This is a genomic window from Pseudomonas kulmbachensis (genome assembly GCF_963681935.1).
Lineage (GTDB): Bacteria > Pseudomonadota > Gammaproteobacteria > Pseudomonadales > Pseudomonadaceae > Aquipseudomonas > Aquipseudomonas kulmbachensis.
The window spans coordinates 4,911,767-4,928,427 of the sequence record NZ_OY817088.1 but is presented as its reverse complement, the minus strand read 5'-3'; the positions used below and the strand labels follow the sequence as shown (position 1 = coordinate 4,928,427).

9 protein-coding genes are annotated in these 16,661 nt (G+C 58.2%); 4 read left to right on the top strand and 5 right to left on the bottom strand.

Features of this window, described 5'->3' with window-relative positions; all coding sequences use genetic code 11:
• Positions 1-46: 46 nt before the first annotated feature.
• Positions 47-1,534: a sodium/proline symporter PutP gene (gene putP / locus U5A05_RS22480; protein ID WP_321834915.1), complete on the top strand. Its 1,488-nt coding sequence runs from the start codon at positions 47-49 to the stop codon at positions 1,532-1,534.
• 168 nt (positions 1,535-1,702) lie between these two features.
• Positions 1,703-2,539: a 23S rRNA (adenine(2030)-N(6))-methyltransferase RlmJ gene (locus U5A05_RS22475; RefSeq protein WP_016783239.1), complete on the top strand. Its 837-nt coding sequence runs from the start codon at positions 1,703-1,705 to the stop codon at positions 2,537-2,539.
• A 162-nt stretch (positions 2,540-2,701) separates the two neighbouring features.
• On the opposite strand, the gene msrA is transcribed toward U5A05_RS22475, so the two are convergent.
• From msrA to aceE, 5 genes are all read right to left on the bottom strand, one after another.
• The gene (msrA, locus tag U5A05_RS22470) at positions 2,702-3,349 is read right to left on the bottom strand and encodes a peptide-methionine (S)-S-oxide reductase MsrA (RefSeq protein WP_261740032.1); all 648 of its coding nucleotides are present in this window, start codon (positions 3,347-3,349) and stop codon (positions 2,702-2,704) included.
• A 30-nt stretch (positions 3,350-3,379) separates the two neighbouring features.
• On the bottom strand, positions 3,380-6,073 hold the full coding sequence (locus U5A05_RS22465) for a sensor domain-containing phosphodiesterase (RefSeq protein ID WP_321834914.1): 2,694 nt from the start codon (positions 6,071-6,073) through the stop codon (positions 3,380-3,382).
• A 175-nt stretch (positions 6,074-6,248) separates the two neighbouring features.
• The gene (locus U5A05_RS22460; protein WP_321834913.1) at positions 6,249-7,634 is read right to left on the bottom strand and encodes an alkaline phosphatase D family protein; all 1,386 of its coding nucleotides are present in this window, start codon (positions 7,632-7,634) and stop codon (positions 6,249-6,251) included.
• A 323-nt stretch (positions 7,635-7,957) separates the two neighbouring features.
• Positions 7,958-9,595, bottom strand: coding sequence for a dihydrolipoyllysine-residue acetyltransferase (aceF, locus tag U5A05_RS22455; RefSeq protein ID WP_321834911.1), 1,638 nt, complete (start codon positions 9,593-9,595; stop codon positions 7,958-7,960).
• 11 nt (positions 9,596-9,606) lie between these two features.
• Positions 9,607-12,249, bottom strand: coding sequence for a pyruvate dehydrogenase (acetyl-transferring), homodimeric type (gene aceE, locus U5A05_RS22450; RefSeq protein WP_261740028.1), 2,643 nt, complete (start codon positions 12,247-12,249; stop codon positions 9,607-9,609).
• Between the two features lie 383 nt (positions 12,250-12,632).
• Between aceE and glnE the strand changes: the two genes are divergently transcribed.
• Both glnE and U5A05_RS22440 read left to right on the top strand, forming a co-directional pair.
• Positions 12,633-15,575, top strand: a complete 2,943-nt coding sequence (gene glnE / locus U5A05_RS22445; protein WP_321834908.1) for a bifunctional [glutamate--ammonia ligase]-adenylyl-L-tyrosine phosphorylase/[glutamate--ammonia-ligase] adenylyltransferase — start codon at positions 12,633-12,635, stop codon at positions 15,573-15,575.
• A 118-nt stretch (positions 15,576-15,693) separates the two neighbouring features.
• The gene (locus U5A05_RS22440; protein WP_261740026.1) at positions 15,694-16,617 is read left to right on the top strand and encodes a branched-chain amino acid transaminase; all 924 of its coding nucleotides are present in this window, start codon (positions 15,694-15,696) and stop codon (positions 16,615-16,617) included.
• Positions 16,618-16,661 lie beyond the last annotated feature (44 nt).

Genomic DNA, 16,661 nt, shown 5'->3' with positions numbered 1-16,661 from the left:
CGGCCAGACCGCCGCTAAACATAAAAACAATGCCAGGGCTTTTTAAATGAGTGTTAGTAACCCAACCCTGATCACATTTGTGATCTATATCGCGGCAATGGTGCTGATCGGCCTTATGGCCTATCGCTCCACCAACAACCTTTCTGACTATATTCTCGGTGGCCGTAGCCTGGGCAGTGTTGTAACTGCGTTGTCCGCTGGCGCCTCCGACATGAGCGGCTGGCTGTTGATGGGTTTGCCGGGCGCGATTTACATGTCCGGTTTGTCGGAAAGCTGGATCGCCATTGGTCTGGTGACCGGTGCTTATCTGAACTGGTTGTTTGTTGCCGGTCGCCTGCGGGTACAGACCGAGCACAACGGTGATGCGCTGACCCTGCCGGATTACTTCTCCAGCCGTTTTGAAGATAAAAGCGGTTTGTTGCGGATTATCTCGGCCATCGTGATTCTGGTGTTCTTCACCATCTACTGCGCTTCCGGCATCGTGGCCGGTGCCCGTCTGTTCGAAAGCACCTTCGGTATGCCTTACGAAACTGCTTTGTGGGCTGGTGCTGCGGCGACCATTGCCTACACCTTTATCGGCGGCTTCCTGGCCGTGAGCTGGACTGACACCGTTCAAGCCACCCTGATGATCTTCGCGCTGATCCTCACGCCGATTATCGTGCTGCTGGCCACTGGCGGCGTGGACACCACGTTCCTGGCCATTGAAGCTCAGGATCCAAGCAACTTCGACATGCTCAAGGGTACTTCCTTCATCGGCATCATCTCGCTGATGGGCTGGGGGCTGGGTTACTTCGGCCAACCGCACATTTTGGCGCGTTTCATGGCTGCTGATTCGGTCAAGTCGATCGCCAAGGCGCGCCGTATCTCCATGACCTGGATGATCCTGTGTCTGGCCGGTACGGTCGCTGTGGGCTTCTTCGGTATCGCTTACTTCTCGGCACACCCGGAAGTAGCAGGCCCAGTGAACGAAAACCCTGAGCGTGTATTCATCGAGCTGGCCAAGCTGCTGTTCAACCCATGGATTGCCGGTGTACTGCTGTCGGCCATTCTGGCTGCGGTCATGAGTACTCTGAGCTGCCAGTTGCTGGTGTGCTCCAGTGCCCTGACTGAAGACTTCTACAAGGCTTTCCTGCGCAAAAATGCATCCCAGATGGAACTGGTATGGGTCGGTCGCGCCATGGTGTTGCTGGTTGCGCTGATCGCTATCGCTCTGGCGGCCAACCCTGAGAACCGTGTTCTGGGTCTGGTGAGCTATGCGTGGGCAGGCTTCGGTGCTGCTTTCGGTCCAGTGGTACTGATCTCGGTACTGTGGAAAGGCATGACCCGCAATGGTGCGTTGACCGGTATTCTGGTCGGTGCCTTCACCGTGATCGTGTGGAAGCATTTCGCTCTGTTCGGCCTGTACGAAATCATCCCGGGCTTTATCCTGGGCAGCCTGGCCATCGTGCTCGTGAGCCACACTGGCAAAGGCCCGACCAAGGGCATGATTGAGCGCTTCGATGCTGCTGAGAAAGACTTCAAGCTGAACCGCTGATCAGGTAAGCGCATGCGCTGACTTGAGGGTGTTCTAAAACGGCCTGTCTCCTGGTGAGACGGGCCGTTTTTTTTTGCCAGCGGGTTTCACCGTATCTCGGAAAAACCGCCTGGCACCTGACGTCAGGATGTGTACAAGGTAAACTTCGCCTCCTGCGCAGGAGCAACCATGAATTATCGTCACGCCTTCCACGCCGGCAACCACGCCGACGTTTTCAAACATATCGTCTTGACCCGCCTCATCGCCCTGATGTCGCGCAAAGAGCAGCCTTTTGCCTACCTCGATACCCACGCCGGTATTGGTTTGTACGACCTCAAGGGCGATCAGGCCAATCGTACAGGCGAGTATCTGGAAGGTATCGCACGGTTGTGGGGTCAGAAAGACCTGCCTGCGGTGACTGACGATTACATGCAGGTGCTGCACAAGATGAACCCGGATGGCGAGTTGCGCTATTACCCGGGCTCACCGGAGTGGGCTCGACGCTTGACCCGTTCCCAGGACCGCGTGCTGTTGAACGAAAAACACCCCGAAGATGGCGTGTTGCTCAAAGACAACATGAAGGGTGACCGCCGTGTTGCCGTGCATCTTGGGGAAGGCTGGCATGTGCCGCGGGCGCTGCTGCCAGTGGCCGAGAAGCGTGGGCTGATGTTGATCGACCCGCCGTTCGAGAAGCTGGATGAAATGAAGCGTTGCGCTGAATCGTTGAAAGACGCGATTAGCCGCATGCGTCAGACCGTTGTGGCGATCTGGTATCCGATCAAGGACAAGCGCCAACTGCGTCGTTTTTATCAGGACCTGGCGGGTTCAGGTGCGCCGAAACTGCTGCAGGTAGAGTTGTTCGTTCATCCGCTGGACACGCCCAACAGCCTCAATGGCTCCGGTTTGGCCATTGCCAACCCGCCTTGGGGTCTGGAAGAGGAGCTGCGTGAACTGCTGCCGTGGCTGGCCAAGAAACTGGGGCAAACCCAGGGCGGCTGGCAGATGGAGTGGTTGATCGCGGAATAACCTGTAGTAGCTGCCGAGCTTGCGAGGCTGCGTCCGGCGGCGTAGCCGTCGCAAAGTCAGAGTCTGCGTACTGTCAGTTGAATCGCATTCTATGAATTTACGATTGCTTCGCAACCAAACGCAGCCTTCGGCAGCGGCTACAGTGGGCGGCTTGGTGTTAGATCAAATCGGGCAGGTCACGCCCGTGCCGCCAATGCCGCAATAGCCTTGTGGGTTTTTCGCCAGGTATTGCTGGTGGTACGCCTCGGCGAAGTAGACCGTGGGGGCCTGTTCGATTTCGGTGGTAATGGTGCCCAAGCCAGCCTTGTCCAGCTCAGTCTGGAACACTTTTTTGCTCTCCAGTGCCTCTTCCAGTTGCTCAGGCGTGGTGCAGTAGATCACCGAGCGGTACTGGGTGCCGATGTCGTTGCCCTGACGCATGCCCTGGGTCGGGTTATGCAGTTCCCAGAACATTGCCAGCAATTGTTTGTAGCTAATGATCTCTGGCTCGTAGACCACCAGTACCACTTCGGTATGGCCGGTCAGGCCCGAGCAGACTTCTTCGTAAGTCGGGTTTGGCGTGTAGCCGCCTGCATAACCGACCACGGTGCTGACAACGCCTTCGCGTTCCCAGAACTTGCGTTCTGCGCCCCAAAAGCAGCCCAGACCAAAAATCGCAAAGTCCACATTTTTCGAGAATGGGCCCAGTAACGGCTCGCCGGTGACGTAATGGGTTTCGGGTAGCTGTACGTGGGTGTCGCGGCCCGGCAGGGCTTGTTCTTTAGTGGGTAGCACGTTTTTATTCACCAGGATTTCCGAGCGCAAGACCATGGTTCAAGTCCTCTGTCAGAGTGTAGGAAGTCAGGCCGCGGGGCCACGGGGGTAGCGTTTGAGCTTTTCTATCAATTCGCTGCCGGGGATCGGACGGTCGAACAGATAGCCCTGGCCCACATCGCAACGATGGCGGCGCAGGAATGCCAACTGTGCAGCGGTTTCAATGCCCTCGGCAACCACTTTGAGCTTGAGGTTGTGAGCCATGGCGATAACCGCTGAGGTAATTTCCATGTCGTTCTGGTTGTCAGGGATGTCTTTGATGAAGCTACGGTCGATCTTGATGATGTCGATCGGGAATTTTTTCAAGTAGCTGAGCGAAGAGTACCCGGTGCCGAAGTCGTCCATGGCCAGGGTCAAGCCGAGCTTTTTCAGCTGGTCGAGTTGCAAGCGGGTGTCGTCGGTGGCTTCCAGCAGCAGGCCTTCGGTCAGCTCCAGCTCCAGCAGTGCGGCCGGCAGCTGTTCTTCCTTGAGGATGCTCGCAATCGAGGCCACAAGGTCGGGGTCGGAAAACTGTTTGGGCGACACGTTGATCGCCACTTGCAGGTGGCCAAGTCCAGCCAGGCTCAGTTGCTTGCTCATACGGCAGGCCTGGCGGGCGACCCATTTGCCAATGGGGATAATCAGCCCGGTTTCTTCGGCCACACTGATGAACTGGTCGGGGCGGATCATCCCGTTTTTGGGATGGTTCCAGCGCAGCAGGGCTTCCATACCCAACAGTCGCCCGCTGCGCAGGCACAGCTTGGGCTGATAGAACACTTCGAGTTCGTTTTGGGTCAGCGCGCGGCGCAGGTTGTTCTCGACAAACAGCTTGTAGCTGGCTTCGGCGTTCAAGGCTTCGGTGAACACTTGCACCTGATGCTTGCCGCAGGCCTTGGCCTTGTGCAGGGCCAGACCTGCGTTGCGCATCAGGGTTTGCGGGTCGCGACCGTGCAAGGGCGCGCAGGCAACGCCGACCGAACCGGTAACGCTGATCAGCTGGTTGTCGACGAACATCGGTTTATCGAGGGTCATCAGCAGTTGGCTGGCAATTTGCTGTCCGGTCGTCAGGTCGGTGTCGTCCAGCAATACCGCGAACTCATTACTGGCAAAACGCGCCAGGCAATCACTGGGGCTCAGGCTGTTGCGCAGGCGGCGGGCCAGGCTGATCAGTAGCTTGTCGCCGGTCTGGTGGCCGAGGCTGTCATTGATGCGCTTGAAGTTGTCGATATCCACCAGCAGCAGGCAGACCGAGGAGTTGCTGTTGCGGGTGAAGCGTTCATCGAGGTTGCGGATAAAGGCCGGACGATTGCCCAGATTGGTCAGGTTGTCGGTATACGCCAGGCGTTCGATGCGCTGCTGCGCCAGCTTGGCGTCGGTGATGTCCTCGTAAATACCGATGTAGTGGGTCAGTTCTCGGTTGTCGCCATAGACCTTGGAAATCGACATCTGGCCCCAGTACGGTTCCAGGTTTTTACGCCGACTTTTGAATTCGCCCTGCCAGCTGTTGCCGTTGCTCAGGCTGGAGTGGGCATCGAACAGCAGTTCGCTGAGGTTTTCCAGTGCGGGCAGCTCGGACAGTTTGTGCCCCTGGACTTCCTCGGTGCTGTACTGGGTGATGGCCGTAAAGCTGGGATTTACGTACTCGACCACACCGTCGCAGTTGACCAGCAAGAAGGCGTTGGCGCTTTGCTCGACCGCACGCTGGAACAGGTGCAGGGCGTTGGTGGCGGTACGCCGATTATGGTTGTTGATGACCTGGGCAAACTGGTCGGCCAACTCACCGGCAAAGGCGATTTCATCGGCCTGCCAAGTGCGTGTCTTGCCGACTTGTTCCAGGCACAGCACACCGACCACCTGGCCATCGATACGGATGCCTGCGTCGAGCATGGCATTGGCTTCGGAGCGTCCCAGGCTGGCCACCAGCTTGCGGGTGCGCGGGTCGCGGCCAGCGTTCGGAGCATCGATCGCGCGGCTGGTGTGCAAGGCTTCGAGGTAGTCGGGGAATTGGCTGGCGTCGAAGGTGTCTTGCGCAGTATGGGCCTGGGTACCGCGCTGAAAAGCCGATACCGGCAGCAGTTGGCTGCCCTCGAGGTTCCACAGGCTGGCGCCGTCAATTTGATAAATATCACAGGCGCTGCGGGTGATCAGCTCGGCGGCTTCTTGCAGCGAGTTGTGCTGGCTGTATCGGTGGCGGGCCAAGCGCAGGATTAAATCCTGCTGGGCACGTACGCGCTCCAGGTGCTGGAGTTGTTCTTGCTGGGTACTCTGGTTGAGCGCCAGAGCGATTTGCAGGCGGCTATTTTGTGTTTCGAGTTCAACGACAGGGGCGGGCGACGGGCTGGTTTTGGGGTCTGCAATCACCAGTAAGTAGCCGCGCACCAGGTGCCGGTTGTGCTGCTTGTAAGCCTCGCCCAGCTCCATCAGGTTCAGTGGGCCGAAAGCGGTGTGCAAGGTGTAATGGACAATGTAATGGGACGAGGTTCTGAGCTGGTGTTCAATTGCATCGTGCAAGCGATAGCGAGCCAGGGGCTCCATCAGGCTGGCGTAGGGTGAGCCAACCAGCGCGCACAGCTCTGCCGCGGGCATGCCAAATTGGCGCTCGCAGTGAGGGTCGAGGTAGAGCATGGCCCAGCTGGCTTCATTCAGCCGTTCGAAACGCAACATGCCGAGCCTGGAAGGCACGGGTAGCTGGGTCACGACCTCGGCTGCCATACGGGGGGCAGCATCGGGTTGGCTTTTCATTGGGGCACTCGCTTCACAAATGCGGATTGCGCACGGGCAGTCACCCTGTTTCTGTGGTTTGCGGCAAGGTTGCATCATGCTCACGGTGCTGACAAGTGATCATAAAGGCCAAGTGCTATAAGGGCTTATCGGCCGGCCAGCAGATTCCTGCAGGCCGAACGGCAAGGTTTGGCATTTATGTTAGTGCAATGATTACCGACTCGATGATCCGGCCCTTTTTATTGTGAAAATCGACCTTGAGCTGTTTGCCTTCAATGGTCAGGCAGGCGAAGTTGTCTTCGCTCACCACACGACTGGTGAGGCGCGGCGAGTAAGTGCCTGTGCCGACCGTGGTCAGGGGGGCGTTGAAGATCAGGTCGCTGGCGCTGGCATACGTCAACAACCGGGTGTTGCACAGTGGTGAAGACACCACGCTGTGTACGACAAACCCCGGGCTTTTGCTGTGGGTCAGTTGGCAGGTGAGGGAGCCGTGGATGTCCCCGGAGACGAACACCACGTTCTTGATGGCGTTGGAGCGAATGGTCTCGAGGATCTGGTTGCGCTGCGCTGTGAATGCCTTCCATGCGTCGTCACCGTGCTGCTGGTCGGGCATGAACAGGACGCTGCTGACGATAAATTTCACCTTGGCTGTGCTATTGATCAACCATTTACGCAGTGCATATTCCTGTTCGGTACCGATCATGCTTTTGGCATTGGCGGACAAGTTACGTTCAGTGCGGCAGTCCATGACAAACCAGTCGATATCGCCATCGGCAAACCAATACCAGTAGCGGCGCAGATCACGATTGATACGCCCGTCGGGTAGCAAGTCGTGGGCCGGGCCGTGGCTGCATTGATAGATCTCATAGGCAGTCATGGCATTGTTGTAGAGCGCCCGATCGTCGCTGCCCCGATTGGCCGGCCAGTTATCTTCGATTTCGTGGTCGTCGAGAATCATGTAGGTCGGTGTGCCAGCCATCAGGTTGCGAATGTAGGGCTGCGAAAACGCTGCCTGGTATTTCTCGCTTATGGCGGCGTATTCGCGATCAGGCAGCAGGAAATTCAGATCGTCGACATACACCTGATCGCCGGTCATCACCACCGCATCCAGAGGGCGCTGGCGGTTTAATGCGCTGATGGAGTTGAAGATCTCGTCCCCCAGCTCCGGCGCCGAGGCTATGCCCCCGGTGAGCCGCAGGTAGCGGCACGAGCCAACCACATAGCGACGTACACGGCCGGGTTTGCTGGAGGTGGTCTTGAATGTGTAAAAGTAAGCGGGCCACTGGAGCGGGATTTTTTTGACGGTTTCAGGTGTGTGGTCGTGGCGTGTGGTGGTGAACCAGCCAGCCTGGTACTCGTAGCGGGTATCGGCGCTTAGCCCGTTCAAGACCAGGGTGTCGGACATGTCGAATTCAGGGCTCAGCCTTGAATATACACCGGCAGACCACTGGCTTTGGCCGACCTTTCGATGGCGGATACCGGCAAATACTGCGTTGTTTTTGTCCGGCGCGCCGCGCACAAAAATACGGGCGTTATGAGTGGTGGTATAGCCCAGGACAGGGCCAACGGTTGGTCTGTTCACATCGAAATCCTTTCTGATGTTTGGCGATCAATGTCGCGTGATAAAAGTCCTTTGGTTAACCGTAGAAGTGAGTGACTGGCTGGCCCATTCCCGGAATCAGCGCGGGTTGTAGTGCGGGTGAGATACCGGGTGTGGGAGTTTTTTAAATTGCCAGATCAAAAGCCCCTCACCCGAGCCCTCTCCCTGTGGGAGTGTTGGAGTGAGGGGCTGTTAAAAGCGCAGGCAAAAAAAAGCCCCGCCAAATGGCGGGGTTGAGGTACGAGCGGGGCGCTCGGAAAACTGTGCGCTACCCCGGCCCTCGGTGAGGAAGGCCGGGGCGTGGCTTACAACAGGATAGTGCGGATATCGCCCAGCAAGTCGCTCAGGCGCTTGGTGAAGCGTGCAGCGGCAGCGCCGTTGATCACACGGTGATCGTAGGACAACGACAGCGGCAACATCAGTTTCGGCTGGAAGGCTTTGCCGTCCCAGACTGGCTGGATGGTTGCCTTGGATACGCCGAGGATTGCCACTTCCGGTGCGTTGACGATCGGCGTGAAGCCGGTGCCGCCAATGTGACCGAGGCTGGAAATGGTGAAGCACGCGCCTTGCATGTCGTCTGCGGTGAGCTTCTTGTCACGGGCCTTGGCAGCCAGTGCAGCCGCTTCAGCAGCCAGTTGCAGCAGGCTCTTCTGATCAACGTTCTTGATCACAGGTACCAGCAGACCATCCGGGGTGTCTACGGCGAAGCCGATGTTGACGTACTTCTTGTGGATGATTGCTTTGCCGCTTGGCGCCAGCGAGCTGTTGAAGTCCGGCATTTCCTTGAGCAGGTGCGCGCAGGACTTGAGCAGCAGAGGCAGGACGGTCAGTTTCACACCGGCTTTTTCTGCGACGGCTTTCTGTGCGACGCGGAAGGCTTCCAGCTCGGTGATGTCAGCCTGGTCGAACTGAGTCACATGCGGGATGTTCAGCCAGCTGCGGTGCAGGCTCGACGCGCCGATTTGCATCAGGCGAGTCATGGCCACTTCTTCCACTTCACCGAAGCGGCTGAAGTCCACGACCGGGATCGGCGGAATACCAGCACCACCGGTTGCACCGGCGGCTGGAGCTTCCTTGGCCTTCTGCATCATGGCTTTGACGTAAGCCTGCACGTCTTCTTTGAGTACACGACCGTGCGGGCCGCTTGAGCTGACCGCGTTCAGCTCAACGCCGAACTCGCGGGCCAGTTGACGCACGGCTGGGCCGGCGTGAACTTTGGCACCCTTTGGCGCAGGCGCGGCGGCCGGGGCAGGTGCTGCCTCGGTTTTCGCGGCTGGTGCAGGGGCAGCAGCAGGCGCTTGTGCTGTGGCCGGTGCTGGAGCAGCGGCTTGGGCAGGAGCAGCCGGCGCAGCAGCGCCTTGAACCTTGAGCTTGAGGATGAAGTCGCCAGTGCCGACTTCGTCATCCAGCTTGACCGAAATGCTCTCAACCACACCGGCGGCTGGCGATGGAATTTCCATGCTGGCCTTGTCGGATTCGAGGGTGATCAAAGATTGATCAGCCTCAACGGTATCGCCGGCCTTGACCAGGATTTCGATGATTTTGGCTTTACCCGACGAACCGATATCCGGGACATGAATGTCCTGAATGGTGGCAGCGGCAGGTGCAGCAGCTGCCGGGGCCGCAGCCTCGGCAACAGGGGCGGCGGCAGGCTTTTCAGCCGCAGCGGCAGTGGCAGCCGGAGCTGGTGCTTCAGGTGCCGCAGCGGCGCCTTCGACTTCCAGTTCCAGCAATTCGTCGCCTTCTTTCAGGCGGTCGCCCAGCTTGACCTTCAGGCTCTTGACGATACCGGCTTTAGGAGCAGGGATTTCCATGCTCGCCTTGTCCGATTCCAGCGTCAGGATGCTCTGATCGGCTTCGATGCGGTCGCCGACTTTTACAAACAGCTCGATGACTTCACCGTCGCCGCTGCCGATGTCAGGTACTCGAATGAGTTCGCTCACAAATATTCTCCTCAGCAGTCCAGTGGGTTGCGTTTTTCCGGGTTGATGCCGAACTTGACGATTGCTTCTGCAACCACCTTAGGTTCGATATCGCCACGGTCAGCCAGTGCTTCCAGGGCTGCCAACACCACGAAGTGACGGTCTACTTCAAAGAAGTGACGCAGTTTTTTGCGGCTGTCGCTGCGGCCGAAACCGTCAGTGCCCAGCACTTTGAATTCCTTGACCGGTACCCACTGGCGAATCTGTTCGGCGAACAGCTTCATGTAGTCGGTAGAGGCAATAACCGGACCTTTACGGCCAGTCAGACACTCTTCGACGTAGCTCAGCTTAGGCTTCTGGCCAGGGTGCAGACGGTTGCTGCGCTCAACGGCCAGGCCGTCGCGACGCAGTTCGTTGAAGCTGGTAACGCTCCAGACGTCAGCGCCAATGTTGAACTGTTCACGCAGAATGATCGCCGCTTCACGGACTTCACGCAGGATGGTGCCGGAGCCCATCAGCTGAACGTGGTGTGCCGCTTCTTTGGTGTCTTCTTCGAGCAGGTACATACCCTTGACGATGCCTTCCTCGACACCGGCCGGCATGGCTGGCTGCTGGTAAGACTCGTTCATCACGGTGATGTAGTAGAAGACGTCCTGTTGCTCTTCGGTCATCTTCTTCATGCCGTCCTGAATGATCACCGCCAGCTCATAGCCGTAGGTTGGATCAAAGGTGCGGCAGTTCGGGATGGTACCGGCCAGGATGTGGCTGTGACCGTCTTCGTGCTGCAGGCCTTCACCGTTGAGCGTCGTACGCCCGGCGGTGCCGCCGATCAGGAAGCCACGGGTGCGGCTGTCGCCAGCGGCCCAGGCCAGGTCGCCAATACGCTGGAAGCCGAACATCGAGTAGAAGATGTAGAACGGCAGCATCGGCTGGTTGTGGTTGGAGTACGAAGTACCGGCAGCGATGAAGGAGCTCATGGCGCCTGCTTCGTTGATGCCTTCTTCGAGGATCTGACCTTTTTTGTCTTCGCGGTAGAACATCACTTGGTCTTTATCGACTGGCTCGTAGAGCTGGCCGACGGAAGAGTAGATGCCCAACTGGCGGAACATGCCTTCCATACCGAAGGTACGGGCTTCGTCCGGGATGATCGGAACGATGCGCTGACCGATTTCCTTGTCCTTGACCAACTGCGCCAGGATGCGCACGAAAGCCATGGTGGTGGAGATTTCACGGTCGCCGGAACCGTCAAGGATGGCCTTGAGGCTTTCCAGTGGCGGGGTCGGAATGCTCATGCTCTTGGCGCGACGCTGAGGTACGAAGCCGCCCAGTGCAGTGCGACGCTCGCTCAGGTAGCGGGCTTCAGCGCTGCCTTCTTCCGGTTTGAAGAAAGGCAGGTTTTCGATTTCGTCGTCTTTGACCGGGATGTCGAAACGATCGCGGAACAGCTTCAGGCTTTCAACATCAACTTTCTTGGTGTTGTGCGCAGTGTTCTTCGCTTCGCCGGCACCGGTGCCATAACCCTTGATGGTCTTGGCCAGGATCACGGTAGGCTGGTTCTTGTGGTTGACCGCTTCGTGGTACGCCGCGTAGACCTTGTACGGGTCGTGGCCGCCACGGTTGAGTTTCCAGATCTCGTCGTCGGACAGATCAGCAACCATCGCCTTGAGTTCTGGCGAGTTGAAGAAGTGTTCACGTACGAACGCGCCGTCTTTGGCTTTGTAGTTCTGGTACTCGCCGTCGATGACTTCGTCCATGCGACGTTGCAGGATACCGTCAACGTCCTTGGCCAGCAGTGGGTCCCAGAAACGACCCCAGATGACTTTGGTCACATTCCACTGAGCACCGCGGAACACACCTTCGAGTTCCTGGATGATCTTGCCGTTGCCGCGAACCGGGCCATCAAGGCGCTGCAGGTTGCAGTTGATAACGAAGATCAGGTTGTCGAGGTTTTCACGGCCTGCCAGGGAGATGGCGCCCAGAGATTCCGGCTCGTCACACTCGCCGTCGCCCAGGAAGCACCAGACTTTCTGACCTGCAGGGATGTAACCGCGGGCTTCCAGGTACTTCATGAAGCGCGCCTGGTAGATCGCCTGGATCGGGCCAAGGCCCATCGATACAGTCGGGAACTGCCAGAAATCAGGCATCAGCCAAGGGTGCGGGTAGGACGACAGGCCCTGACCGTCCACTTCCTGGCGGAAATTGTTCATTTGATCTTCGGTGATCCGGCCTTCCATGAACGCACGGGCATAAACGCCTGGCGAGGTGTGACCCTGGAAGTAGATCAGGTCGCCGCCGTGCTCGTCGGTCGGGGCCTTGAAGAAGTAGTTGAAGCCGATGTCATACAGGGTTGCACTGGAAGCGAAGCTGGAGATGTGACCGCCCAGGTCAGAATCTTTCAAGTTCGTGCGCATCACCATGGCCATGGCGTTCCAGCGAACCAGCGAGCGAATGCGGCGTTCCATGAACAGGTCGCCAGGCATGCGTGCTTCGTGGGTTACAGGAATCGTGTTGCGGTAAGGCGTGGTGATGGCATACGGCAGCTGCGAACCGGTGCGGGTAGCGAGCTCACCCATACGGGTCATCAGGTAGTGAGCGCGGTCTTCGCCTTCTTTATCGAGAACCGATTCCAGGGCGTCCAGCCATTCCTGGGTTTCGACGGGATCGAGGTCTTGCATGGCTTGCTCCAGGGCGGATAGGCTTCCAGAATCGGTTGCCTGAGTTTGCGACTGGCCTTGTGGGCAGACGACATAAATTCTTGGATGGCCGGAGGTTGATTCCAGCGGCGTGTAGTTTTACTACAAATCGTCGGCCATTTCAGCCTTTCAAGTGTGTGACTCAGTAGTAAAACTACAGGAAAGGTCTCGGTGGCCACCTGTTTGGTTGTGCGAAAAATCGATATTGTTGGTACGTTTTTTAGTATTCAGGCTGTAATTCGAAGGCTTGTTGCTAAACAAAATGCTGTTCCAGCTATTTATAACCTTTGTTCGACAGTCGGATTAAACCGCTGTTTCTTCCTGTCACCGTACTCGGCAACACCTTCGCCGATCAAGGATAGACCATGAGCCTTCCGTCGCTTGCCCCAATTCCAGCCCTTTTACAGCCTCTCGCCAGCCGTGCCGAACACTCTTGGCGTACGGCGGTCGCCGGGCTTGAAGGTGAGCACGGGCTTGATGACTGGTCGACGGAGCGCTGGTCGGCATTCAGTAGGGTCAGTGCGGCGAGCGACTTCTTTATTGAACAGTCGTTACGTGACCCTTTGATGTTGCTTGAACTTGTGCACTCAGGGGAACTGGACCGTAGCTTTGTCCCCGGCGAGCTGTGCGGGCAAATTGCCGCCGTCACCCAGGCTGCTACCACCGATGATGAGCTGGGCCGTGCGCTGCGTCGCCAACGTACCCGTCAGCAGATCCGGATTATCTGGCGTGATATCAACCGTCAGGCCGATTTGATTGAAACCTGCCGCGACCTGTCGGACATGGCCGATGCCAGCATTGATCAGGCCTATCGCTGGTTGTATCAGCGCCATTGCCAGCAGTTCGGCACGCCCACCGGGCACCGCAGTGGCGAGCCCCAGCAGATGGTGATTCTGGGCATGGGCAAGCTCGGTGCGGTAGAGCTGAACCTGTCGTCGGACATCGACCTGATTTTCGCCTACCCCGAAGGCGGGGAAACGGTGGGTGCCAAACGGGCTTTGGACAACCAGGAGTTTTTTATCCGCTTGGGTCAGCGCTTGATCAAGGCGCTGGACCCGATGACCGTCGACGGTTTTGTGTTTCGCGTCGACATGCGCCTGCGCCCGTATGGCTCGTCCGGGGCGCTGGTGCTGAGCTTTAATGCGCTGGAGCAGTACTACCAGGACCAGGGCCGCGACTGGGAGCGCTATGCAATGATCAAGGCCCGGGTCGTGGCCGGTGATCAGGCGATGGGCGCGCAGTTGCTCAGCCTGTTGCGCCCGTTTGTGTATCGCCGTTACCTGGATTTTTCGGCGATTGAAGCGCTGCGCACCATGAAGCAACTGATCCAGCAGGAAGTGCGGCGCAAAGGCATGGCCGACAACATCAAACTGGGGGCGGGCGGAATTCGTGAGGTGGAGTTTATTGCCCAGGCATTCCAGTTGATCCACGGCGGCCGTGATCTCAGTTTGCAGCAGCGGCCTCTGCTTAAAGTGCTGACCACCCTGGAAGGGCAAGGCTATTTGCCGGGCGCGGTGATCAGCGAGCTGCGCGAAGGCTATGAATTTTTGCGCTACACCGAACACGCGATTCAGGCCATTGCCGACCGCCAGACCCAAATGCTGCCCGACACCGAACAGGATCAGGCACGTATCGCCTTTATTATGGGCTTTGACAGCTGGTCGGCATTCCATGAGCAATTGATGGCGTGGCGTGGCCGCATCGACTGGCATTTCCGACAGGTTATTGCAGATCCTGATGAAGAAGAGGTCATCGACGAGGGCGAGTTGATCGTCGGCGGTGAGTGGTTGCCGCTGTGGGAAGAAGTTCAGGACGATGCAGCTGCCTGTGCCCAGTTGGAGGAGGCCGGGTTTGTCGACGCGCCAAAGGCCTTGAAGCAACTGGCAAGCCTGCGCTCCAGCCCGCAATTGCGCGCCATGCAGCGTTTGGGGCGTGAGCGTCTGGACGCCTTTATTCCGCGTCTGCTGGCGCAAGCGGTGGAGCACGCCAACCCCGATCTGGTGCTGGAGCGGGTGTTGCCGTTGGTCGAGGCAGTGGCCCGTCGCTCTGCTTATTTAGTGTTGCTGACCGAAAACCCCGACGCGTTGCGCCGTTTATTGACGCTGTGCGCGGCCAGCCCGTGGATCGCCGAGCAAATCACCCGCTTCCCGTTACTGCTCGATGAGTTGCTCAACGAGCGTCGCCTGTTCAAGCCCCCGCTGGCGCCAGAGCTGGCCGCCGAGTTGCGTGAACGGCTTACGCGTATCCCCGAGGACGACCTTGAGCAGCAGATGGAAGCCTTGCGCAACTTTAAGCTGGCCCACCGCCTGCGAGTCGCCGCATCCGAAATCGCCGGTAGTCTGCCTTTAATGAAAGTCAGCGATTACCTGACCTGGCTGGCCGAAGCGATTCTGGAACAAGTACTGGCACTGGCCTGGCGCCAGACGGTGGCCAAGTTCGGCACCCCGCAACGTGCAGACGGCAGCCTGTGCGACCCTGGCTTTATTATTGTCGGTTACGGCAAAGTCGGCGGGATCGAGCTGGGGCACGGTTCGGACCTGGACCTGGTGTTTATCCATGATGGCGACCCGAATGCTGAAACCGACGGCGCGAAGCCCATTGACGGCGCGCAGTTTTTCACCCGGCTGGGGCAACGGATCATCCATTTGCTAACGGCCCAGACCAACTCCGGCCAGTTGTATGACGTTGACATGCGTTTGCGTCCGTCAGGCGCATCAGGATTGTTGGTCAGCTCACTCGGTGCTTTTGAACGCTATCAGGAGAGCGAGGCCTGGACCTGGGAGCATCAGGCGTTGGTGCGCGCGCGGGTGCTGGTGGGTTGCAAGCAGGTGGGCGCCGCGTTTGAGAACGTGCGTGCCAGCGTATTGGGCCGCGAGCGTGACTTGCCTACCCTGCGCCAGGAGGTCAGCGAGATGCGGGCCAAGATGCGTGGCAACCTGGGCACCCGTATCACTGCTGCCGGAACCGCCGAAAATGCCTACGAGGCCACGGTGCCATTCGACCTCAAGCAGGACGCCGGAGGTATCGTCGATATTGAATTTATGGTGCAATACGCGGCCCTGGCCTGGTCCAGGGAACACCCGGCGTTACTGCGCTACACCGACAATATCCGCATTCTGGAAGGGTTGGAGCAGGTGGGGCTGATGCCTGCCACCGATGCCAGCCTGTTGCGCGAGGCTTACAAGGCCTTTCGCACCGTCGCCCACCGCCAAGCCTTGCAAAAAGAGGCCGGGGTGGTCACGGGGGATCAATTTGTCGTCGAACGTCAACACGTCCGGCGCATTTGGTCCGAGCTAGGATTGAGCTAGTTTTTTAGCTTATACACAGAATTAGAGCTGTAAGAACGTATCCGGCGGGTCCATAAGCCCCGTCCAATTTGCCTGACACCCAGTGGTGCAGGTGCTGGATTCTTTGAGGAGCGTAATGATGTCGATGGCTGATCGTGATGGTGTGATCTGGTATGACGGCAAGCTGGTGCCGTGGCGTGATGCCACGACGCACGTGCTGACCCATACATTGCACTACGGCATGGGCGTGTTTGAAGGTGTACGCGCTTACGAAACCCCGCAGGGCGCGGCGATTTTCCGCTTGCAGGCGCACACTGACCGCCTGTTCGATTCGGCCCACATCATGGGCATGAAGATCCCGTTCAGCAAAGAAGAAATCAACGAAGCGACCCGCATTGCGGTGCGTGAAAACAACCTCGACAGCGCCTACATTCGTCCGATGGTGTTCTACGGATCCGAAGCCATGGGCCTGCGTGCCACTGGGCTTAAAGTCCATGTGATCATCGCGCCGTGGAGTTGGGGTGCCTACATGGGCGCCGAAGCGCTGGAAGTCGGGATCAAGGTGCGTACCAGCTCCTTTACCCGTCACCACGTAAACATTTCCATGACCCGGGCCAAGGCCAACGGTCACTACATCAACTCGATGCTGGCCCTGCAGGAAGCGATTTCCGGTGGCGCTGACGAAGCACTGTTGCTGGACCCTGAAGGTTTTGTTGCCGAAGGCTCGGGCGAGAACGTATTCCTGGTCAAGGATGGCGTGATTTACACCCCGGACGTAACGGCCTGCCTGAACGGCATCACCCGTAGCACGATCCTGACCCTGGCCACCGAGCTTGGGTACAAGTTTGTTGAAAAACGCATCACCCGCGACGAGGTTTACATCGCCGACGAAGCATTCTTTACCGGCACTGCCGCTGAAGTAACGCCAATTCGCGAAGTCGACGGGCGCCTGATCGGTATCGGCCGTCGTGGCCCGATCACCGAAAAACTGCAAAAAGCTTACTTTGACCTGGTAACCGGCAAGACTACGGACCACCCAGAGTGGCGTACACTGGTTAAGTAAAGCGATATGGCATCACAGCAGGGAGGCGAATGCCTCCCTTGCTT